Here is a 21,869-nt window from a genome sequence, read left to right on the forward strand (position 1 = left end):
GCCGGCCTGAGGCCGGTTTCAGGTTTGAGTGTTAAGGCTTTCGCCGGGACCCTTGTCCTGGTTCGTGCTCGCAAAATGCCACTTGATGTATTCATCAAATGGCATCGGCCTGCCAATGTAGTAGCCCTGCGCTTTATCGCATCCCAGCTGCTTTAAAACGACCAAAGTTTCTTTGTTTTCAACCCCTTCGGCAGTCGTGGTCAGGCCGATTTCCTGAGCCAGACGGGCGGTTGCCGAGACAATGGAGCTGAGCTTCTTCGAGCTGATCATTTTACTGACAAAGGCCCGGTCTATCTTCAGCTCGGTAAAGGGGTGCTCGCTGGCATAGCTGAGCGATGAGTAGCCGGTGCCAAAATCATCAATGGCAAATTTAAAGCCCAGCGTTCGCAGCTTCTCCATGTTGTAGTTGAAGGTGTGCTTGTCGGTCAGCTTGGCGGTTTCAGTAACCTCCAGTGTGAAGTTCCCTGGTGAAACCCGGTGCAGCCTGAGGCAATCGCGCAGATCATTGAAGAAGCTGCCGCTGGAAAGATCATTGGCTGAAATATTGATCGAGATGCTCAGATTTTCAGACAGCTGTTCAGTGAGTATTTCCGCGTGCCTGAATGCCTGATTGATAACCCAGATTGTCAGTTTGTTGACCAGGCCGGTTTCTTCCGCAATGGTAATGAACTCTACCGGTGAAATAGAACCCATCGTCGGGTGATTCCAGCGCAACAGAACTTCACTGGCTCGCAGTTGTGGTGAGTTGAAATAGATTTGCGGCTGGTGGTAAAGCTCCAGCTGATTCTCATCAATGGCGATGCTCAAATCCTGAGCCAGGCGTACGCGCCGGTCACCGTAATCAAATTTGTTCGGGTCGAACAGCAGGTAGGGCAGGCTCTTCTTATTCGCCAGGCGAACAGCTTTTTTAGTATCGCTGATCAGTTCGTGAGGGTTGCTTTCCGGGTTGGTTAATACCGCAGCGCCGAATACGCAGTTCAACCGGTAGGGGATATCGGACAGAGCGGGGTTGTAATTATCGATGGCAGAGAGCCGCTGCAGAGATTGAGACAGCTTAACCCTATCGTTAGAGCGCACCAGATACGACAACAGGTCACCACGAATAAGTGCGGCGTAGGGGTTACCTGTTTGGGTTTTCTCTAACGGCACCAGCGTCAGGCTGTGACTGATCTGCTCGGCAAAGTTGGTGCCCAGCTGATTCATTATCTGGGTGAGCTGTTTGTCGCTTAAATAGGGGCTCACTTCATGATAATTGCTGATCTCCACCGCGATCAGCGAAAGCCCGGTATTGGCCGGGTGGTAGGCGTTTCTTCGAATGGCTTTTTCCAGCAGCGATTCGTTGGGCAGGCCGAGTTTATAATCATGCGTTGCCTGATGCAGGCGCTGCTCTTCAATATCTCCAAGCCGGTCAGCCAGTGCCATGGATATAAAGGCCATTTCAAACATGACTGAAAACATCAGTGCGTGGCGGGTATAAAAATTGTAGTCAATTTGCCCGGTAAACAGCAGGAAGCCGCAGGCGGCACCAAAAAAGAAGGGTGCCCAGGAGTAGAGGTAATATTTGGTCCAGTCGAAATTATCCTTAAGTTTACGAAATACAACAAAACCGACCAAAACATAGGTGGCGATCTGCAAGAATGAAAAGCCGCGAACGGAGATGTATTCCGGCAGCGCCAGGCTGACCGTTGCAAAGGCCAGCAGTAGGTAGCCAAAAATAATACAACGTCTGAACAGTGGGCCGTCAGAGCTGGAATAACGCAAAAAATAGAGAGCGAAGTGAATGGTGAAGTAGGCCGCAATGGTATTGATGGAAATGATATTGTCGCTAAGCCACTGCTGCACCGCGGCAGGGAGCAGGTAATAGCCGTAGCCATGGACCACACCGAGCTCTAATAGCATGGTGGTGATGTAGCATATATAAAGCAGGTAGGTCCTGTCGCGTACGCCATGGAACAAAACGAAATTGTAGGCCGACATCAACAGAATAATGCCAATAAAAGCGCCCCAAATCAGATGCAGTACATCAATGTAGGCATGAAAATCAGTTTCATTGAGAATGACGAACGGCAGGATTGGTGCACCTTCCGTTTGCAGGTAGATATACAGCTCAACAGATTCAGCCGGTGCCAGCGTGAAATCGACAGAAGGTAAAACGAACTGGGTGATCGGGTTCAGTTGTGGTGACTGCCTATCGCCAGTCAGCAGTATTTGCTGCGGCGTGCCGTTTTCGGACATTTCGAAAACTTCAATTCGATCGGCCATGGGGTTATCCAGCAGAACAGAAACCCTGCCGGGTTCAGCAGCCGAATTGGTTACGGTTAATCTGAACCACCGGCTGATTCCCAGCCCGGGTACATAATCACTGCTGTTGCTTGGCGCGCTGTTGAGCTCGCCTTCGGTAAACATACGATCAGATAGCAGGTGAATGTCATCAGTGATGTTACCGGCGCTGTAGGCGTAGGTTATTTTCAACAGTTCTGAACTATTGTCTTTTATCGAACTCAGTCGTGAGTTGGAAATTCCAACCATTAATAATCCAAATACGATTATTAGAAAAACGACATGTACGTTGTGGAATCTGCGGATAAGAGTCGGCATGTAATTACTGCAAGGCATGTACTAATTGGAATATAGCATAGCCCAGCAGTTCGGGTTTTTGAGTGCTATGTAAACTATGAATTGCGTCTAAAAAAATGAGTGTTGTTAGGAGTTTTTAGCAATTAAAAAAGCCAGCGTATTGCTGGCTTGTTATAAAAAGTGATAGGGCTTTTTCATAAGCCGCGAGCATTTTCGATAATTATCAGTCTGCCGTTGGCTCGTAAGAAAGCACCGGGCTCAACCAGCGCTCCGCCTCGGCAAGTGTCATGTCTTTGCGCTGTGCGTAGTCGCTTACCTGATCCTTGGTCACCTTGCCAATACCGAAGTAACGGGCGTTCGGGTGGCTGAAGTACCAGCCGGAAACGCTCGCTGCCGGCATCATGGCGAAGCTGTCGGTCAGCTCTACGCCCGTTTCCTGGGCTGCGTTTAACATATCAAACAATTTGGCTTTCTCGGTGTGATCCGGACAGGCCGGATAACCCGGTGCCGGGCGAATACCCTTATAGCGCTCTTTGATCAGTTCATCATTGTTCAGATTTTCATGGCTGTCGTAGGCCCAGAATTCTTTACGCACACGCTCGTGCATGCGCTCGGCAAAGGCTTCCGCCAGCCGGTCTGCCAGGGCTTTGAGCATGATGGAGTTGTAATCGTCGCCGTTGGCTTCATAAGCTTTAGCTCTTTCTTCCACGCCATGGCCGGTGGTGACAACGAAACCGCCCAGGTAGTCGGGCTGGCTTCCGGCCGGGGCAATGTAATCTGCCAGTGAGAAGTTCGGTTGTGCATTCGGCTTGATCGACTGCTGACGCAGGTGCTCAAGTGATACTGAACGGTCACCCAGGTCTGCGCTGATGGTATCGGCACCGCTGCGTTCTGCCGGCCAGAAACCAATGACCGACTTCGGTTGAATCCACTTCTCCTGCTCAATCTTTTTCAGCATGGCTTGCGCATCGTTGAACAATTGCTGTGCTGTTTCGCCAACCTTTTCATCGCTCAGAATGGCCGGGTATTTACCGTGCAGATCCCAGGTGATGAAGAACGGCGTCCAGTCGATGTAATCGATCAGTTCTTTGATGGAATAATCGTCAAAGACTTTGGTGCCGGTAAAGGTTGGCGTAGGGGGTGTGTAGTTTTCCCAGTCAAACTCTTCGGTGTTCGCCACGGCTTCTGCGTAGTTGAACAGGGCCTTGGATTTGCGGTTTTTGTTTCGTTCACGAACCTTTTCGTACTCGGCGCGGCGTTCGGCAACGAACACCGGCTTTTGAGTATCGCTCAGCAGCGACTGCACAACCGAAACCGCACGCGATGCATCGGTGACGTAAATGGTGGCATCGTTTTTATATTGCGGTTCAATTTTAACCGCGGTGTGAGCCTTGGAGGTGGTCGCGCCACCAATCATCAGCGGTATCTGATAATCCAAACGCTGCATTTCGCGTGCAAGATGCACCATTTCATCCAGGCTTGGTGTGATCAACCCCGAAAGGCCGATGACATCGACCTTTTCTTCAATCGCGGTTTTCAGAATTTTATCCGCCGGTACCATCACGCCGAGGTCAATGACTTCATAGTTGTTACAGGCCAGAACCACGCCGACGATGTTTTTACCAATATCGTGAACGTCGCCTTTTACGGTTGCCATCAGCACCTTGCCGTTGGCTTTGGCACCTTCGGATTTTTCCGCTTCGATAAACGGCACCAGGTGCGCGACGGCCTGCTTCATCACGCGGGCAGATTTCACCACCTGTGGCAGGAACATTTTACCGGCACCGAACAGGTCACCGACGCGGTTCATGCCATCCATCAGTGGGCCTTCAATCACATCGATCGGGCGTTCAGCCTGCAGCCGGGCCTCTTCGGTATCTTCAATAATGTGGGTGGTGATGCCTTTAACCAACGCATGGGCTATGCGCTCAACAACCGGCAGGCTGCGCCATTCGGAGCTTTCTTTGGCGGCAATGGTGCCATCGCCGCGGTAGTTGTCGGCAATTTCCAGCAGGCGGTCGGTGGCGTCGTCGCGGCGGTTGAGAATGACATCTTCAACGCGCTCACGCAGTTCATCGGGAATATCATCGTAAATCACCAGCTGACCGGCATTCACGATGCCCATATTCATGCCGACTTTACAGGCGTGGTACAGGAATACCGAGTGAATGGCTTCGCGCACCGGATTATTACCGCGGAACGAGAATGAGACGTTAGAAACACCGCCGCTGACGCTGGCATAAGGCAATTCGTTGCGGATGTACTCGGTTGCTTCGATGAAGTCGACCGCATAGCGGTTGTGCTCTTCAATACCGGTGGCAACGGCAAAGATGTTCGGGTCGAAGATGATGTCTTCCGGCGGGAAGCCGTTGGCGACCAGCAGATCGTAGCTGCGTTTACAGATTTCCTGTTTACGCTCGCGGGTATCGGCCTGGCCGACCTCATCAAAGGCCATAACGACAACAGCAGCGCCGTAACGGCGGCAGAGTTTGGCCTGGTTCAGGAAGTTCTCTTCACCTTCTTTCAGCGAGATAGAGTTAACGATGCACTTGCCCTGGGCGCATTTCAGGCCGGCTTCGATGACGTTCCATTTGGAGGAGTCGACCATGATCGGCACACGTGCGATATCCGGTTCGGAGGCGATCAGGTTCATGAAGGTCGTCATGGCGGCTTCTGAATCCAGCATGCCTTCATCCATGTTGATATCGATAATCTGTGCGCCGTTTTCGATCTGCTCCAGGGCCACGGCCAGCGCTTCATCGTACAGCTCTTCTTTGATCAGTCGCTTAAAGCGGGCAGAACCGGTGACGTTTGTGCGCTCGCCGACGTTCACGAAGTTCAGCGCATCGGTTACGGTAAAGGCTTCCAGGCCGGAAAGGCGCATCTGTGGTGTTAGCTGCGGCGCGACGCGCGGCGCAAGCTTGCTCATGGCCTCGGTTATCAGCTCAATGTGCTTGGGTGTGGTACCGCAACAGCCGCCGATAATGTTCAGAAAGCCGGATTCAGCGAACTCGGTGACAACCTCGGTCATTTCTTCCGGAGATTCATCGTACTCACCGAATTCATTCGGTAAACCGGCATTTGGGTGCGCTGAAATAGCGCAATCGGCCACGTTCGACAGAATTTCAACATACTGGCGCAATTCGCTGGCACCAAGCGCACAGTTCAGACCAATAGAAATGGGCTTGGCGTGACGGACCGAATGGTAGAAGGCTTCGGTGGTCTGGCCGGAAAGCGTACGTCCGGAGGCATCGGTAATGGTACCGGAGATCATAATCGGCAGCTCATGGCCGATCTCATCATAGGCCTGATGAATAGCGAAGATGGCGGCCTTGGCGTTCAGAGTATCGAAAATGGTTTCGATCAGAATAATATCGGCACCGCCTTCAATTAAGCCCAGCGTGGCGTTTTTATAGTCGGCAACCAGGGTATCGAAATCGATGGCGCGGTAACCGGGGTTGTTGACATCCGGCGACAGCGACAGGGTTTTGCTGGTTGGGCCGACAACGCCGGCTACCCAACGTGGCTTATCTGGAGTTTCAGCGGTTTTTTCATCACAAGCCTTGCGTGCCAGTGCCGCACCGGCCTTATTGAGCTCAAAAGCCAGTGCTTCCATGCCGTAATCGGCCTGGGAAACCGCAGTAGAATTAAAGGTATTGGTTTCAATGATGTCTGAACCGGCATCCAGGTACGCCTTATGAATCGCTTCGATAATATCCGGGCGGGTAATGGAGAGCAGGTCGTTGTTGCCTTTGATATCGCTTGGCCAGTCGGAAAAACGCTCACCGCGGTAGTCCTTTTCTTCAAGCTGGTAGCTTTGGATGAGCGAACCCATTGCGCCATCTAATAGCAGAATTCGTTCTTTAATCGCAGTATGAAGTTGTTGGATACGATTTTCGCGCGTAGTCATGAGCGTCTCTTTACTTCTAAGGGCTTAAGTAGGGTGCAATGAAAGCCTAAAATCCGTAAAAATTCAACCTATATCAAAATATTTTGATATAGATATTCTCGTGAAAGTCACTTGTCGGCTTGAAATTTTCTGGAGCTCCCCCATAAACCCGAGTAAATTAGTCGGGTATTCAATGCTTGTGAAATTGAGTTAGAATGCCAGAATTACTAAAAAATCAGATTTTCGGGGCCATGAATGGATATACAACTAACGATTACCGACTCAGCACAGCAGTATCTGGCTGAGCTTCTCTCCAAACAGAATGTTGAGGGCATGGCCGTGCGCATGTTCGTTACTCAGCCGGGCACCAAGTATGCTGAAACCTGCTTGGCATACAGCCGTCCGGGTGAAGAGAAGCCGGATGACGAGCTGGTCGAGTTGGAGCATATTCGTGTTTATCTGGAAAGCATTAGCAAGCCCTACCTGGATGAAGCTGAGGTTGATTACGCTAAAGACCGCATGGGTGGCCAGCTGACCATTAAAGCTCCGAATGCGAAGATGCCGAAGGTGAATTCTGATTCGCCTCTGGAAGATCAGATTAACTACATCCTGTTTACCGAGGTAAACCCCGGCCTGGCTTCCCACGGTGGCGAGGTTTCCCTGGAAGAGCTGACAGAAGATAACGTGGCCATACTGCGTTTTGGTGGTGGTTGCCAGGGTTGTTCCTCTGTGAGCCTGACTCTGCAGGACGGTATTGAAAAAACGCTGTTGGAACGCTTGCCTGTGCTCAAAGGTGTGCGCGATGTGACTGACCATACCGTCACTGAAAACGCCTACTTTAAATAGTCAGCAAAAAATCAATTACCCAGCCTGCGGAATCATCACGCTCTGCAGGCTTTGATTAACTTCACTAATTCGCTCAAACTACCCGAAATATCGTTGTTACGGGCTTACCTTTGCAAACCTCCGTTTCTGAATCTCTATCCTTTTTCTATCGCTTTGGTGCGTCACGCGCATTGTTCACTTGGCTGCAGTTCCGTGTTTTTTTATCCGATTCGGGCTGGCAATCCCGGTTGCCGGAAGATTGCAGGCAACCCGGACTGACCGTGCGCGATACCCTGCAGAACTGGTCAGACCACAGTGCGGAAGCCGAGCTGCATTCGTTAATTTGGGTGATACTGAACATTATTGCTCTGCTGGCAGGCAGTGGTGCGATGATTGGCGCGTTGAGTTATTCCGGCCATGAGCCGGTTAATCTCTGGCTGATATTCGGGCTGTTTGCCGTCCTGCCGTTGCTGTTAACGCTCTTTGCTGCGCTTGGCTCACTGTTGCAGCGAAGCTATCGCTCCGCTCATTCCGGGAGGGTCGGGCTGGTCGTCAAAGTACTGCGGCTGCCGGAGCAATGGCTGCCCTATAGCCGGCTGATGGTTAGCTGGAGTCTCTGGCAGTCTCAATCGCTGGCGTTACTGTTTAATGTGGGTGCGCTTGCCGGTTTCTTTCTGGTGGCGCTGTTCCGCGATATATCCTTTGGCTGGTCTTCCACGCTGATTGAAGACACGGCAACCATGGTGAGCTTTTTTAAGCTGTTTACCGCGCCCTGGAATATGCTGGTGTCGTTACCGGCTGATGAAACCATATCGGCCACCCGCTTTTTTCAGAATCAGGGGATCAGCGTGGCCAGTGCAGGGCGGGTCTGGTGGCCGACGGTGGTCATGGCGGTGCTGTTTTATGGAGTGTTGCCGCGTTTGCTGCTGCAGCAGTGGCTGGCGGCAAGGTTCCGCAAAGCGCTGAGCAACGATATCAGTAACTCCGGAGAAGTAGAGCGCTTCCTGAATGGCTGTCAGCGGGTGACAACGGAAGCTGCAGCGGCGGTGAATGAAGCTGTTGCCGAAGAACAGGGTACGAAAACCATCAGCGTCGGCTCAAAAGATTACTGCCTGATTGGCTGGCAAAACGCTCTTCAGAACAAGGCTGTGGTTTACCAATTGGGTCTGAACAGCTGGCAACAGGATGTGCAGTGGGTAGAAGAAACCGCCGCCACGGTGCAGCAGCCTATCGTGATCGTGGTTGACGCCCGGCAAACCCCTACCGGGGAATTGGCTGATTGCATTGAGCTGATGCAGGCACAGGGCCATAGCGTCAGTGTGGGTCTGCTGCCGGAGGTTAACGGCGATACAAATTCCGGAGCCCTGCGCTCCTGGCAGTATTTTGTTCATCAGCATACATTAGAAATGCTCAAGGTTACGGAGTTACAGCATGACTAGCCCAAAGCTCGCTGTGGTCGGGCACCCGAATAAGGGTAAGTCCAGCATCGTTTCAACCCTGGTGCGTCAGGATGCCGTTGCGGTTTCCGAGCTTTCCGGAACCACGACGCAATCGCAAAGTTTTTCGATGATGGTCGATGGCAAAGAGCTGTATCAGCTGGTGGATACTCCCGGGTTTCAACGGCCGCGTCAGGTGCTCGAAATTCTGCAGGCGCAAACCCAGGATGCCTCGCAACGGAGACAGACGGTACAGGCGTTTCTGCATCAATACGCCCCCGATGGAAATCATAAATTTAAAGATGAAGCCGAACTGCTGGAGCCGATAGTCAACGGTGCAGGCATCGTTTATGTCGTTGATGGCTCGGTGCCGTATTCGCCGGAGTATGAGGCCGAAATGACCATCCTGCAGTGGACGGGGCAGCCGCGCATGGCACTGATCAATCCGATTGGCGGCGAGCATTATGTGGAGCAATGGCAGGCTGCATTGAGCCAGTTTTTCAGCGTGGTTCGGGTGTTTAACCCGATGACGGCAGATGGCGATAAACAACGGCAGATTCTGTCTGCCTTTGCCGAGTTACATGAGCCGTGGCGCACGAGTCTGGAGCAGGCTCAGCAACTCTTGGCTTTTCATTTGAATGACCTGCAGCGGCAGGGCGGGCAAATGATTGCCGAAGCCCTGCAGCAGATGGCGCAGTATCAGTCAAAGCTGCCTATTGTGTCGGAGCACGTGGATTCGGCCGCTAAATATGGCCTGCGTCATCAATATGAAGCCGGGATACGCAGCCAGGAAAAGCAAATGCAGCAGCATGTCTGTGAGCTGTATTCGCACCATCAGTTGCAGCTGGAAAACGAAACGCTGGAGGTCGACTACCCGGATCTGTTCGACCGCAAGAGTTGGTATCTGTTTGGCCTCGACCGTACCAAGCTGGTGGGCTTGGCGGCCTCCGCCGGTGCCGCAGCCGGTGTGGCCATCGATGTCGGTGTCGGTGGCAGTTCACTGATGGCCGGTGCCGTGGCCGGCGGTGTGCTCTCTGGCGCCGCCACCCTTTATGCCACGCTCAAGCCTGAGCGCTTGAAGCTGAAAGGCATGCCGCTGGGCGGGCAGCAACTGGTTGCCGGGCCAATTAAAGACATCAGTTTTCTGTTTGTTCTGTTTGGTCGGGCGGTAGAGTTGCTGGCTCAGGTATCAAGAAAAACACACGCCGATCGGCGCGTGGTGGTGGTCAGTGGTCTGGATTTTTCAGAGCGCTTTAATCAGTTAAGTAAGGTCGATCAGGTGAAGCTCACGCGCTTGCTGCAGCGCTTGCACAAGGGGCTGTCGTTTGAAGAAACCGAGCGGTTGAAGCGCTACATTATTGACCTGGTGGCTTTTGATAAGCCCGATTAATGGCCCGGCGGAACAATTTGATTGCCGGGCGTTGAGTTAGCGGTACGCGTCGTTAGAAGGGTACGGTGTCGGGATCTTTTGATTCACCGCATTTGCCCGTCAGATTGGTCAGCAGGTTGAGTTCATCAACGGTCAGTTCGAAATCAAAAATATCCATATTCGCCTGCATTCTTTCTACTGTTACGCTCTTAGGCAGCGGCAAAAAGCCCATCTGCAGACTCCAGCGCAAGCACACCTGGGCGGCATTTTTACTGTACTTATCGGCAATGGCCTGGATTTCATCAACTTTGAAAATCAAACCCTGAGCCAGTGGACTGTAGGCTTCAAGAAGCATGTCGTGCTGACGGCTGATTTCTACTGTTTGAGCATCCACATCACCCGGACAAAGACGAATCTGATGCACGGCTGGTTTTATGGTGGCCGTTTTTAACAGCTCGTTGATGTGGTGGGTGCGGAAGTTACTGATGCCAATGGCCCTGATTTTTCCCTGCTGGTAATAGCTTTCCATGGCGCGCCAGACTTCGCGGTTGCGCTGTTGCCAGTGATCGCGGAATCGCTGCGGGCTGGGCCAATGAATGAGCACCAGGTCAAGGTAGTCGACGCCGAGCTTTTCCAGGGATTCATCCAGAGACTGAATGGTGTTGTCGTAGCCATCGATGGCGTTGGCAATCTTGGTGGTGATGAACAGCTCTTTACGGTCAACGCCGGCCAGCTTAATGGCTTTGCCGACACTTTCTTCGTTGCGGTAGCTTTGTGCGGTATCAATATGGCGATAGCCTATTTCAATGGCCTTCGCGATGGCCTCTGCACCGGAGTCATCGTCTGGTGTTTGGAAGGTTCCGTAGCCGAGCTTGGGTATTTCGACGTTGTTATTGAGTTTGTAGGTGGAGTTGATGCTCATTGCTTACCTCTCTTTTTATGATGACTTATCAGTATCGCTGTTGCAGCACTCTAATATATCTGGTCTGCAGCAAACAGGGCTTCCTGTACAGAATACGAATTTATTGCAGATTCAAAAGCGTGACAGCCTGAGTACCAGCGCACGCTTTAGCGGTTAAAACGGGTCATTTTGGCCGCTGCTGTTTTTTACGGGCAATCAGACAGGCAATAAGCTGCTACTATAGTTGCCATTACCGTTCTTGACGTTTCAGTTGCATGTTAAAAAACATCAAATCAAAATTTTTGCTGGGTTACTCACTGATAACCATCGCTTTTACTGTCACGCTAATGGGGGTTGCCTACCTGACTGAGCGTCAGGAGCTGGCCAGACTGGCGCTGGAAAACTCCACGGCATTGTCCCGGCTGCATGCCGACCTTATCAGCAGTGAGATCCGCACCCGGGTGACCGCACTTCAGGCTGTACGCAGCCAAATTACCGAATCCGATGGTGACATGGCGCTCATTATTAAGCACCTGGCGACGCTGATGCAGCTGGAGCAGGTGGGCTTTCTGCATGCGGCCTATGTTGATGAAGACTTTAATATTACGGATTACAACGGGGTTACAGAATCCGCCCTCGACCGCTCATTCCTGGATGATGAACGTTGGTACACGCAGGAGTTTCATGTCACGCCTCCTATTTTAGGGCGTTATACCAACAAGCCTATTATTTCTATTGGTGTCCCGGTTCTGAATGATCAGGGTGAATGGCAAGGCGAGGTGCTGGCAGCTTTAACGCTGGAATACCTGAGCGAACGGCTGTCTGCGATCCAATTGGGTGAAGGCAGCTATGCCTGGTTGACCGAGGAGCAGGGCGATGTAATCGCCCATCCGGATGAAAGCCTGATTCTGAAAGCTAATGTGTTTGCGGCGGATGAATTAGGGTATTCCGGTTTAACGGTCATTGGTAACAAAACCCTAACCGAGGCAACCGGTTACGGTGAATACTATGATGCAAACAGCGGCGAATCGAAGATCGTGACCTTTGCAGAAATTGGCAATGTGCCAGGTTGGACGCTGTTTATTACCACCAGAAAGGACGTAATCTTTGCAGATATAGGTAATATTCTCGCTAATGTACTGGGCGCTTCGGCTATCCTGATGGTTATTTTTTTACTGGTGGTCATGAAGATCACCAGTCGCATTACCCGGCCCATTACGGAACTGACACAGCAGGTAAAAAACTCCGTCAACGGGCATTATCAGCCCATTAACCTGAACCAGTCTGAGGATGAAATAGGCCAGCTTTCGCGCGCATTTAATGAAACCATTACAGCACTGGATGAGCATGCCCACAATCTGGAAGCGATGGTGGAGGCGAGAACTCAGGAGCTCAATACCGCCTACAGTGAACTGGAACAGACCAATCAGGCTCTGAAAGAAAAAAATACTATTCTGGAAGAAATTGCCTCCAAGGACCCGTTGACGGAGCTATACAACCGTCGTGCCTTCAACGTGTTTGCTGAAAAAGAAATGTCCCGTGCTGCCCGTCACGACAGTCCGGCCTCGCTGATTGTCATCGACATCGATCACTTCAAAAATATTAACGACAACTATGGTCATGATGTTGGTGATACGGTTTTATCGCGTATGGCGCACCTGCTGATGCGTTACACACGCAAAGAAAATGTCGTCTGTCGCTGGGGTGGTGAAGAATTCATTATTTTGATTGCTGAAGCCAATCTCGATGTCGCGCAAAATATAGCGGAGTCTCTGCGTGAAAAAATTGCCGGCGAAGCCTTTGGGCCTTTAAAGCAGGTTACGGTGAGTGCAGGCGTTAGCAGCTATAAGGTTGGTGAGTCGTTGAAAGACTGGGTGCACAGGGCAGATCTGGCACTCTATGAAGCGAAGGCGCTCGGCAGAAACTGCGTTAGGGTGAGTGCCCAGTAACGCAAACCCGGAGTGCCGGGCTTGCTTGCGGTGAGGTTTTATTCCTGCAATAACTTCGGCCAGTTTTCGTCAGCCAGTTCAATGTATTTGCTGGTATCTACTTTCCATTTTTCCTGAATCTTCGCGTTGTAGTTCAGATAGAGCTTGCCGTCAATCACGGAAAACTGTTCCGGTTCAATGCTTGCAGTTTTGCCATGCGCTACCGCCCAGGCACAATAGCCACCGTATTGTGGTGCGTACATTTCCGGGTTGCTGACGAACAAGTTCAGGTGTTCTTCACTGGAAAAACGCCAGTCGGCTCCCTGCCATTCATACTCAAATTGCTTGCTGCCTTCTACGGCCGCATTTTCAGTAAAATAGGCAACCGGGTCGTAGCCGCGAATGGCCAGGTTGTTGTTCCACGGCGTGTAGATAGCATCCAGAGCAACGGCCTGAGCGGCCACTGCCAGCGTTAAGAAAACAGAAATAAAAAGTTGGCGAACGGTCATGTTAACAGGCCTCTTTGTGTTGATGGTTGCGTCGGTAGGTTGCGGTGCTGGGAGCAACGCCAATGTGATTCGGTACTGAAATACCCAGTGTTTTCGCAGCTAAAGCCGCGTATGCCAGGTGGTGTATTGAATGGTTGATCAGGTAAAGCAGTTCACGCTCAAGGCTCGATGCCAGTGTTTCGTTGAGGGTCGCATTCACACTGATTTCAGAAACGAGCTCGATGGGTTTGGATTTGTATTCAAGGTTGCTTAGCCAGACTATCAGGCTGTTAATTTGCGATTCCGCAATCAGCGCATCGGATTCTTCGTCACTGTCGCGGGTTCGCAAATTGTAATTGATGCAGTCGTTGCTGATGCCTATCTTAACGGCACGGTAGTGATCGAGAATGTGGCGGGTATGTTCACCAATGGAGGCTACCGGGCCGTTTTTTGTGCTGTAATTTTCATCACAGCACTGAATCAGATCAATAAGTTGATTTAGAACTTCGATGTTCGCTTGGCAAAGATTGGTCATAGTCCTTCCAGTACTCTAAAAAGCTGGTTGCACCTTCCTTGCCCAGATAGCGCTTCAGGTATCGGTCGGGCATGCTGGTTAAATCCACCATAATCAGGCCGTCCAATGAGTCGTTGAAACCCCGGTTAACCGAGAATCCAACAAAGCGTCCGTTCAGGGCAAGGTAGTGACGTAACAGGACCGGTATCGTTTTTCCTGGATCACACTGACCAACGAGTTTGTTAAAGACACTGATGTCTTTTATCGAGGCCAGCATGGTACCGGTCCACACTTTACCTCTGACCCGCAGTGGCACAATTGGTTTCACATTCTCCAGAAATTTTTGCTCAGCCTGAAAGCTTTCCATCATGGCATCGGAAATAAACGCCCTGGCCATCTTTGAATGAGCGGACGAAATACTCACGCAGCCAAACAGAGTTTTGTAGTGCGGATGTTTAACAACATAGTGGCCAATGCCGCGCCACAGTGAATCCAGTGCGGCGGGGTGTCGTTGATAGTGTTCGGTGATGAAGGAGCGGCCCATCTCCAGTGCGCTGCCAACATCATTCAGGAAGCGCTCATCGTATTTGTACAGACTTCGGCTGTATAAACCGTTCACACCCTGTTGCTCAACAATTCTGTCTGTTCTGCCAATACGGTAACCGCCAACGATGGCGTTTTGCTCGGTATCCCAGATGAACAGATGCTCGTAGTAGGGGTCGTACTGATCGGTATCCATATCATTGCCGGTGCCTTCGCCAACGGCGCGGAAGGTTTGCTCGCGGGCAATGCAGATAAGATCGAAAACCTTATTTAGTTTTTCATAGGGCGCGCAGTAAACATCGAAGCTGCCTTTGGTCAGCAGCTTATAGGGGGCTAACCCGGCAAGCTCGCGGGTGATTTCCTGCAACGGGTATCTGTTGCTTTGCTCCAGCTTTTGAAGTGGCGGCTTGGCCGTGTTGCCGGCGGTGTTGGCGAGCAAGTAAGTCGACATACGCAGCAGATCGGTCACGGTTTTTGAGGATTCCAGTTGGGCGTAGTCGCGTCGGGTTATGGCTTCGCCCACGGTCATTCGAATAGCACGGCCGGCCTTATTACTGAGTTGGCGCGGCAGCAGTGCAGTGCGCAGTCTTTTGTGAACAAGCCCCGCTAACTGGAAATATTCGGGGTTCTGGCCATGAACATAGACCGGAATGCAGGTGGCTTCGTGCTTTTGAGCCAGTCGGCCAACCATAGAATTCCATTCCCTGTCCTGAACCTGAAGATTGTTCCAGCTGCGCGAGCTTACCTGTCCGGCGGGGAAGACCAGCAGCAGGTTACCCTGTTGCAAATGATTGTGCGCTGCCCGGACGCCGGCGGTGTTCTTGTGCGCCGTTTTTTTACCCAGCACATCCACGCCCAGAAAGGTTTCTTTCAGTTCAGGAATGAGAGACAGCAGTTGGTTGGTCAGCACCTTGGTATCAGGGCGAACCGCCAGCAATGCGCGGGTAAGTGCAACCCCTTCAATGCCCCCGAAAGGGTGGTTGGCAACCACAATCACAGGCCCGCTTTCCGGGATCACTTCTTCCAGCGCTTTGCCGTCCAGCCGAACGGTGCAGCCCAGTGCCGAAAGTGTATAGTCAAGAAAGCCCTCAACGCTGCCTTGTTCGGGTCTGGCTTCATAGGCTTGGGCTAAGGGCTTTAATCCGAGCATGGCCTCGGCCGTATTTGCCAGCCAGGTGGGTTGGATAGGGAGCTTAAAAGGGTTGCTTGCGGGTGAAGTCATAAGGCTCTGCCTCTGCAATCGGCCGTTTTACGGCCGAGTTGTGTAGATCAATATCGGGTGGTTTAACGCATCAGGTTACGTTGCGTTTGTTACAGGCCGATGCGATTGAGGTTGCAGTAAAATAACGGCATTCAGTCGGTTTCGGCGTAGTAGGAAGAGAGTTTTTGCTCCAGCCGCCAGTGGCGGATCAGCTTACGGATCGACGGTGGTTTAAACCCACGGGTCCGATTGGCATCGCCATACTGAAAGAGCAGTTTGTACTGGTACAACAACGCACTCATGGCGCTGCGCAGCGAGGTATTGCTGTCCCAGATGTGCAGCGGTTCAGAGCTGGCGGTGTTAATTTCAACAATCTGGATGTTTTCACCCTTACCGAGTGATTCAACATCCTTAAATTTCACATCGAGCCGGCCGTAGTGAAAATCCGGCAGGTCAGACATCAGTGACGTCAGCTTAGCGTTGAGCTGCTCTGTAATCAGGTTGTTGGCATCTCTGAAGATGGCGCCTTTGGAATGGCTGGCAGAAAACACCAGACGGTAGGGCTCGCCGGCTGGAATAACGTTATGCCAGTTGGCTTTGTGGCGGGATTGGTACAGGTGTGTGAGCGTACCTGCACGCTCATCGCTGGCGATGAGTTCGGCCAGGGTTTTACGACCATCGCCGATCACATAGGGCGTGTACTTCAGTGCCAATGAGATGATCTTGCCCTGGCTTTCATCCGGATTTCGGGTAAAGAAGATGCCGGCTTCCGGCTCGAAATCGGCCAGTTTCTGCACAACCATCTTTGAGCTGGCAGGGTACAGATTGAAGTTCACCATCAGTTCGTTGTCGTTCTTAATGAGCTTGACGCCAACACCGCGGCAGCCAATATCTGGTTTGCAAACCAGCGGGTAGGTGAAGCCGGCAGCGTCTATCTGATCTTTGATCGCCGCTACCTGGGTTGCCAAAGGCAACTCCGTTTTTTCAACCGCAAACCAGGGCAGAATGGTATGTTCGAGCTCTCCGCTGGCCTGTTGCAGCAGTTCACTCTTACCGATGCCGACCATGCCAGACAGTGGCAATTGAGGGTTGGCGATTAACGGCAGTGTCAGAGAGCGGTATCGTACTGACAGTGCCAGCCATTGCAGGGCAACCGGAATGTAGGTTAGCCAGCTGGGCCAGAATTCAAAAAAGGAAGTGGTTTTGCCTAGTTTCAGAGGGGGCATGCCCGGGCTGACATAGCACTGTTGGGGCGTTAGTTTTTGGCTCTGCATGGTAAGTGCTGCTCTCATTTGTGTTGTTGAGAACATAGACTGCAGCCGCTCAGGAAAGTTCCCGAGCGGTAAGAAGGGTGGGCTTATCTCAGAGCAGAATTGAGGATTTGAGCGTGTTCGACCAGTTCTATGCCGGCGTCAGTCAGGTAGCCGCCATCGTCGGCGCTGATTAATCCTTTGTCAAAAAGTCGTTTTGCAGCCTCTATGGTTTCAGGTGCCGCATCGTGGTGGATTTTAATGCCGCTCATCATGCTGTCGCTTGGAAACTGAAGCAGCAGGTTTATTTCATCGAACATTTGGGTGCTGATTGTCATAATTTTCTCTTCTGATTTTTGTTGTTTTGAGTGTTGGCGTGAAACTCTATATCAAGAGTATAGATTGAGTTGATGATAAAAGTTGATTTACATCGGGCGTGCGTAAAAAAGGCCCCAACTGGAGCCTTTTAAAGAGTTTTTTGGGGTGCTTAGACGTTAAAGCGGAAGTGCATAACATCGCCGTCCTGAACGATGTATTCTTTACCTTCCAGGCGCCAGCGGCCGGCTTCTTTGGCACCGGCTTCACCGTTGTATTTGATGAAGTCTTCATACGAGATAGTCTCTGAACGGATGAAGCCTTTTTCAAAGTCGGTATGAATCACACCGGCAGCGTTAGGGGCGGTCGCACCGATTTTAACGGTCCAGGCACGCACCTCTTTTACCCCGGCGGTAAAGAACGTCTGCAGGCCCAAAAGCCTGTAGGCGGCACGGATAACACGGTTCAGACCCGGCTCTTCCATGCCCAGATCTGCCAGGAATTCTGTTTTCTCGTCATCGTCCAGTTCAGCAATTTCGCTTTCCAGCTTGTTGCAGATAACCACAACTTCGGCGTTTTCCGAGGCAGCGATTTCACGCACGCGGTCCAGGTAAGGGTTATCTTCGAAGCCGTCTTCATTAACGTTGGCGATATAGAGCGTCGGCTTGGTTGTCAGCAGCTGGAATTGCGCCAGGTCTTTCTTTTCATCATCGGTCAGTTCAACCGAGCGTACCGGCTTGGCTTCATCCAGGTGAGGTTTGATTTTTTCCAGCAGATCAGCATGGCGCTTGGCTTCTTTATCCTGACCTTTTGCCTTCTTCAGCAGCTTAACGAGCTGTTTATCAACGCTGTCCAGATCTGCCAGGGCCAGTTCGGTATTGATCACCTCAATATCGGCCAATGGATCAACCTTGTTGGCAACGTGAATGACGTTATCGTTATCGAAGCAGCGAACCACATGAGCAATGGCGTCAGTTTCGCGGATGTTGTGCAGGAATTTGTTACCCAGGCCTTCACCGTTAGCCGCACCGGCCACCAGGCCGGCAATGTCGACAAATTCCATAGTGGTCGGGATGGTCTTTTCCGGCTTAACAATGGTTGCAATCGCATCCTGACGAGGATCAGGGACAGGAACTACACCGGTATTGGGTTCGATCGTGCAGAAAGGGAAGTTTTCCGCATCGATGCCAGCTTGTGTTAATGCATTAAACAGCGTGGATTTGCCAACGTTTGGCAAGCCGACAATACCGCATTTAATACCCATGTTCAGTTCTCCTGATGTCTCGTAGATAACAGCCGTCAGGCTGCTAATAAAATTTAAAACGGTTTTGATTTAGGTTTCTTTGAATCTGAAGCTGCACCCGAGCTTCAGGATTCCAGTTTAAAACTGTGTAATTTATTCATGGCCTTTGCCCAATCGCCACTGATGACAAGCGGTAGCTGGTCGATCGCACAATCCATTGCCCTGGCAAGGCTACTGTATTCATCTGCAGGCGCTTTGCGCAAAACGTAGTTCACTACTTCAGATGAATGACCGGGATGCCCGATGCCTAAGCGCAGGCGGTAAAAATCTCTGTTGTTACCGAGGCTTGCGATGATGTCGCGCAGACCGTTGTGCCCACCGTGGCCGCCGCCCTTTTTGAGTCGTGCGGTTCCTGCATCGATATCCAGTTCGTCATGCGCAACCAGAATTTCAGCGACAGGTATTTTGAAAAAGTTGGCGAATGGGGCAACAGACTGGCCACTGCGATTCATAAAGGTCATCGGCTTCATTAACCAGATTTTTTCGCCACTGATAGTAATGGAGCAAATTTCAGCTTTGTATTTCGGGTCTGCCTTCCAGAAGCCAGAGTAGCGGCTTGCCAGCTCATCAACAAAGTCGAATCCGGCATTATGGCGCGTCTGGTGGTACTGACCACCCGGGTTGCCTAAACCTACGATTAATTGAATCGGATCTTTCATAGTTTGTTTTGCCATAACGTAAAAAGGGCCTGTTCAGGCCCTTTAACTAAAGCTGTCCAAATAAATTATTCAGAAGCTTCTTCAGTTTCTTCTTCTGCTTCGTCGGCACCGGCATTGGCGCTAACAACAGAAACAACTGGTGCATCGTGAGATTCACCCTTGTTCAGTTCAACCAGAGTTACGCCTTCAGGCAGATCCAGTTCAGACAGGTGAATTACGCTACCAGCAGTCAGTTTTGCAACGTCAACTTCGATGAATTCCGGCAGGTTATCAGCACTGCAGGTTACTTCTACTTCAGAAGCAACGTGCTGAATGTTAGCACCGGTTTTAGCAACAACTTCTTCGTTGATGAAGTGCAGAGGAATGCGCTTGTGAATGATAGTCGACTTGCTTACACGTTCGAAGTCGATGTGCATTGGAACGCCAGTTGCTGGGTGACGCTGAAGGTCCATGATGATGGCCTTTTCAGTGTTGTCACCAATCTTCACATCCAGGACGTGAGAATAGAACGCTTCGTTCTCCAGTGCTTTAACCAGTTCACGCAGTTCCAGAGACAGGCTCTGTGGCTTGTCAGTACCGCCGTAGATAACAGCAGGTACTTTCTGTTCACGACGCAGGCGGCGGCTCGCACCTTTCCCATGCTCTTCGCGAACAACGGCTTTAATTTCAAAAGTTCCAGACATTTTTCTTGCTCCAAAATAAACGAGCAGCATTTGCGACCAATGCTGCTTTTCTTAAAAATGAGACCTGATAAAGTTGCGCTGAAAATGCGCTAACTGGGGTGAAATGGCTCCGAACTAGCGGAACATTGCACTGATGGACTCTTCGTTGCTTACACGGCGGATGGCCTCTGCGAGTACCCCTGCCATTGAAAGCTGGCGGATCTTATCACAGTTTTTTGCCTCCGGCGAGAGCGGAATGGTATCTGTACATACCAGCTCGATAGGCGAGTTATTCAGGCGGTCTACGGCCGGGCCACTGAGTACCGGGTGGGTCGCGTAGCAAACCACTTTGTTGGCGCCAAACTGAAGCAGGGCTTCAGCGGCCTGGCTGAGTGTGCCCGCCGTATCGACCATATCATCAACCAGAATGCAGGTTCGATTTTTAACATCACCAATGATGTGCATAACCTGAGCCTGGTTGGCTTTCGGTCGGCGCTTATCAATGATGGCCAGTTCAACACCCAGCTGTTTAGCAATAGCACGAGCACGAACGACGCCGCCAACATCCGGTGACACAATAACCATGTTCTCGTAGTTTTGTTTTTGAATGTCATCCAGCAGGATCGGTGAGCCATAGATGTTGTCTACCGGAATGCTGAAGAAACCCTGAATCTGCTCAGCGTGCAGATCCACAGTCAGGATGCGGTCAAAACCAACGGCGGTCAGCATATCAGCAACAACCTTGGCAGAGATGGGTGTGCGCGATGAGCGCGGACGGCGGTCCTGACGGGCATAGCCAAAATAGGGGATAACCGCAGTAATACGACCGGCGGAGGCTCTGCGCAGGGCATCAGCCATGAAGATCAGCTCCATCAGGTTGTCACTGGTTGGCTGGCAGGTGGACTGAATGATGAATGTATCTGCACCGCGAACGTTCTCGGTCAGATCAATTGAAACTTCCCCGTCGCTGAATTTACCGACGGCAGCTTCACCCAGTGGAATGCACAGACGATCAACAACTTTCTTCGCGAGTTCGGGATTGGCGTTCCCGGTAAATACCATCATTCTTGACACTTTTAATACCCTTGTATGGCATGAGTGGTTAAGAGAGGCTGAGTGACGTGCACCCAGCCGGAAAACTGGGTTAGGTTGCTAGTGCTTTAAGCGCTTTGTGTGCAGGCGAAGAACACACCCCCTTTGCAATAAAAGGAGAAAACTCTGGGTGTTGCCGCGCAATGGCGGTCAGAACATTTCGCGCTGTCATTTCATCTTGCATCGTTAAAAATAGACATGAACCGGTGCCCGTAAGCCGGGGCTGGCCAAAGGGTTGTGCGGCCTGAAAAGCATGCTCAACCGTTGGATATATGGATCTGACCAGGGGTTCAAAGTCGTTGTGGCCGGTGTCTGCTAAAGCGGGGCGTATTGTGCTTACAGGTGTGTCGCGTGTCAAATCAGGGTTTTTAAACAGTTCCACCGTTGAAACATGCTGGTTCGGGTGGAGTACAAGATACCACTGCTCGGCTCTCGGCAGGGGGGTTAACTGCTCGCCGATGCCTTCTGCCCAAGCTGTTTTGCCGAGAATGAACACCGGTACATCGGCCCCCAGTTTTGCGCCAATTTCCAGTAGCTGCTGCATGGGTAAATTCAGCCCGAACAGTTGATTCAGTGCCAGCAGGGTGGTTGCGCAATCTGAGCTGCCGCCGCCGATGCCGCCGCCCATGGGCAGTACTTTGTTCAGGTGTATGTGGGCGTTGAGCTTTGAGCCGGTGGCTTGCTGCAGAGCCTTCGCTGCTTTAATGATCAGGTTGTCATCGCCTTGCAAGCTTGTATTGTCGCAGCTTAACGATATACCGCCGGATGCTTTCGAGCTGAATTCCAGGGTGTCGCCATAGTCGAGCAGTTGAAAGATGGTCTGCAGTTGGTGGTAGCCGTCGGCCCGCTGGCCGATGATGTGTAAAAACAGGTTGAGTTTGGCAGGTGCCGGTATAGCAACGTTAAAAGGCTGCACG

17 protein-coding genes are annotated in these 21,869 nt (G+C 51.5%); 4 read left to right on the forward strand and 13 right to left on the reverse strand.

Features of this window, described 5'->3' with window-relative positions:
* Window positions 1-18: 18 nt before the first annotated feature.
* Together BCF53_RS08750 and metH are read right to left on the reverse strand one after the other, a co-directional pair.
* Window positions 19-2,529 (reverse strand): EAL domain-containing protein, encoded by a 2,511-nt coding sequence (locus tag BCF53_RS08750; protein WP_165901861.1) that lies wholly within the window; start codon window positions 2,527-2,529, stop codon window positions 19-21.
* Between the two features lie 271 nt (window positions 2,530-2,800).
* Entirely contained in the window at window positions 2,801-6,487 is a 3,687-nt protein-coding gene (metH, locus tag BCF53_RS08755; RefSeq protein ID WP_132701348.1) for a methionine synthase, read from the reverse strand.
* A 234-nt stretch (window positions 6,488-6,721) separates the two neighbouring features.
* Between metH and nfuA the strand changes: the two genes are divergently transcribed.
* From nfuA to BCF53_RS08770, 3 genes are all read left to right on the forward strand, one after another.
* The gene (gene nfuA / locus BCF53_RS08760) at window positions 6,722-7,312 is read left to right on the forward strand and encodes a Fe-S biogenesis protein NfuA (RefSeq protein WP_132701349.1); all 591 of its coding nucleotides are present in this window, start codon (window positions 6,722-6,724) and stop codon (window positions 7,310-7,312) included.
* A gap of 110 nt (window positions 7,313-7,422) precedes the next feature.
* A complete protein-coding gene (locus tag BCF53_RS08765) occupies window positions 7,423-8,730 on the forward strand; it encodes a DUF2868 domain-containing protein (protein WP_132701350.1) in 1,308 nt (435 codons plus the stop codon).
* Complete coding sequence (locus BCF53_RS08770) at window positions 8,723-10,117, forward strand: GTPase/DUF3482 domain-containing protein (protein WP_132701351.1); 1,395 nt, start codon at window positions 8,723-8,725, stop codon at window positions 10,115-10,117. Before BCF53_RS08765 ends, BCF53_RS08770 begins: the two co-directional genes overlap by 8 nt.
* A 52-nt stretch (window positions 10,118-10,169) precedes the next feature.
* Here the strand turns inward: BCF53_RS08770 and BCF53_RS08775 are convergent, their stop codons facing one another.
* A complete protein-coding gene (locus BCF53_RS08775) occupies window positions 10,170-11,018 on the reverse strand; it encodes an aldo/keto reductase (protein WP_132701352.1) in 849 nt (282 codons plus the stop codon).
* Window positions 11,019-11,272: 254 nt separating this feature from the next.
* Between BCF53_RS08775 and BCF53_RS08780 the strand changes: the two genes are divergently transcribed.
* The gene (locus BCF53_RS08780; RefSeq protein ID WP_132701353.1) at window positions 11,273-12,946 is read left to right on the forward strand and encodes a sensor domain-containing diguanylate cyclase; all 1,674 of its coding nucleotides are present in this window, start codon (window positions 11,273-11,275) and stop codon (window positions 12,944-12,946) included.
* Window positions 12,947-12,984: 38 nt separating this feature from the next.
* Here BCF53_RS08780 and BCF53_RS08785 read toward each other — a convergent pair whose 3' ends face one another.
* The 10 genes from BCF53_RS08785 to ispE form a co-directional block, all read right to left on the reverse strand.
* Window positions 12,985-13,434 (reverse strand): YHS domain-containing (seleno)protein, encoded by a 450-nt coding sequence (locus tag BCF53_RS08785; RefSeq protein ID WP_132701354.1) that lies wholly within the window; start codon window positions 13,432-13,434, stop codon window positions 12,985-12,987.
* Window position 13,435: 1 nt separating this feature from the next.
* Window positions 13,436-13,948 carry a hypothetical protein gene (locus tag BCF53_RS08790; protein WP_132701355.1) on the reverse strand — a complete coding sequence of 171 codons (513 nt, stop codon included), beginning with the start codon at window positions 13,946-13,948 and terminating at the stop codon, window positions 13,436-13,438.
* Window positions 13,899-15,692, reverse strand: coding sequence for a lysophospholipid acyltransferase family protein (locus BCF53_RS08795; RefSeq protein WP_132701356.1), 1,794 nt, complete (start codon window positions 15,690-15,692; stop codon window positions 13,899-13,901). Before BCF53_RS08795 ends, BCF53_RS08790 begins: the two co-directional genes overlap by 50 nt.
* Before the next feature lie 131 nt (window positions 15,693-15,823).
* Window positions 15,824-16,963 (reverse strand): D-alanine--D-alanine ligase, encoded by a 1,140-nt coding sequence (locus BCF53_RS08800; RefSeq protein ID WP_243645800.1) that lies wholly within the window; start codon window positions 16,961-16,963, stop codon window positions 15,824-15,826.
* Between the two features lie 65 nt (window positions 16,964-17,028).
* On the reverse strand, window positions 17,029-17,259 hold the full coding sequence (locus tag BCF53_RS08805; protein WP_132701357.1) for a TIGR02647 family protein: 231 nt from the start codon (window positions 17,257-17,259) through the stop codon (window positions 17,029-17,031).
* Window positions 17,260-17,408: 149 nt separating this feature from the next.
* Window positions 17,409-18,500 carry a redox-regulated ATPase YchF gene (ychF, locus tag BCF53_RS08810; protein WP_132701358.1) on the reverse strand — a complete coding sequence of 364 codons (1,092 nt, stop codon included), beginning with the start codon at window positions 18,498-18,500 and terminating at the stop codon, window positions 17,409-17,411.
* A 104-nt stretch (window positions 18,501-18,604) separates the two neighbouring features.
* Window positions 18,605-19,198 (reverse strand): aminoacyl-tRNA hydrolase, encoded by a 594-nt coding sequence (gene pth, locus BCF53_RS08815; RefSeq protein WP_132701359.1) that lies wholly within the window; start codon window positions 19,196-19,198, stop codon window positions 18,605-18,607.
* Between the two features lie 65 nt (window positions 19,199-19,263).
* Entirely contained in the window at window positions 19,264-19,881 is a 618-nt protein-coding gene (locus tag BCF53_RS08820; protein ID WP_132701360.1) for a 50S ribosomal protein L25/general stress protein Ctc, read from the reverse strand.
* A 114-nt stretch (window positions 19,882-19,995) separates the two neighbouring features.
* Window positions 19,996-20,922 carry a ribose-phosphate pyrophosphokinase gene (locus BCF53_RS08825; RefSeq protein WP_481404355.1) on the reverse strand — a complete coding sequence of 309 codons (927 nt, stop codon included), beginning with the start codon at window positions 20,920-20,922 and terminating at the stop codon, window positions 19,996-19,998.
* Between the two features lie 82 nt (window positions 20,923-21,004).
* Window positions 21,005-21,868 carry a 4-(cytidine 5'-diphospho)-2-C-methyl-D-erythritol kinase gene (ispE, locus tag BCF53_RS08830; RefSeq protein WP_132701362.1) on the reverse strand — a complete coding sequence of 288 codons (864 nt, stop codon included), beginning with the start codon at window positions 21,866-21,868 and terminating at the stop codon, window positions 21,005-21,007.
* Window position 21,869 lies beyond the last annotated feature (1 nt).

The sequence above is a fragment of the Reinekea marinisedimentorum genome, assembly GCF_004341165.1.
Classification (GTDB): Bacteria; Pseudomonadota; Gammaproteobacteria; order Pseudomonadales; family Natronospirillaceae; genus Reinekea; species Reinekea marinisedimentorum.

Bases quoted from the DNA above. Each gene is read 5' to 3' on its own strand.
- ychF (WP_132701358.1), bottom strand. From the start codon at position 18,500: ATGGGTATTAAATGCGGTATTGTCGGCTTGCCAAACGTTGGCAAATCC.
- BCF53_RS08820 (WP_132701360.1), bottom strand. From the start codon at position 19,881: ATGTCTGGAACTTTTGAAATTAAAGCCGTTGTTCGCGAAGAGCATGGG.
- pth (WP_132701359.1), bottom strand. From the start codon at position 19,198: ATGAAAGATCCGATTCAATTAATCGTAGGTTTAGGCAACCCGGGTGGT.
- BCF53_RS08790 (WP_132701355.1), bottom strand. From the start codon at position 13,948: ATGACCAATCTTTGCCAAGCGAACATCGAAGTTCTAAATCAACTTATT.
- BCF53_RS08770 (WP_132701351.1), top strand. From the start codon at position 8,723: ATGACTAGCCCAAAGCTCGCTGTGGTCGGGCACCCGAATAAGGGTAAG.
- BCF53_RS08780 (WP_132701353.1), top strand. From the start codon at position 11,273: ATGTTAAAAAACATCAAATCAAAATTTTTGCTGGGTTACTCACTGATA.
- BCF53_RS08825 (WP_481404355.1), bottom strand. From the start codon at position 20,922: ATGGTATTTACCGGGAACGCCAATCCCGAACTCGCGAAGAAAGTTGTT.
- BCF53_RS08800 (WP_243645800.1), bottom strand. From the start codon at position 16,963: ATGAGAGCAGCACTTACCATGCAGAGCCAAAAACTAACGCCCCAACAG.
- BCF53_RS08750 (WP_165901861.1), bottom strand. From the start codon at position 2,529: ATGGTTGGAATTTCCAACTCACGACTGAGTTCGATAAAAGACAATAGT.
- BCF53_RS08795 (WP_132701356.1), bottom strand. From the start codon at position 15,692: ATGACTTCACCCGCAAGCAACCCTTTTAAGCTCCCTATCCAACCCACC.
- BCF53_RS08805 (WP_132701357.1), bottom strand. From the start codon at position 17,259: ATGACAATCAGCACCCAAATGTTCGATGAAATAAACCTGCTGCTTCAG.
- nfuA (WP_132701349.1), top strand. From the start codon at position 6,722: ATGGATATACAACTAACGATTACCGACTCAGCACAGCAGTATCTGGCT.
- BCF53_RS08785 (WP_132701354.1), bottom strand. From the start codon at position 13,434: ATGACCGTTCGCCAACTTTTTATTTCTGTTTTCTTAACGCTGGCAGTG.
- BCF53_RS08775 (WP_132701352.1), bottom strand. From the start codon at position 11,018: ATGAGCATCAACTCCACCTACAAACTCAATAACAACGTCGAAATACCC.
- metH (WP_132701348.1), bottom strand. From the start codon at position 6,487: ATGACTACGCGCGAAAATCGTATCCAACAACTTCATACTGCGATTAAA.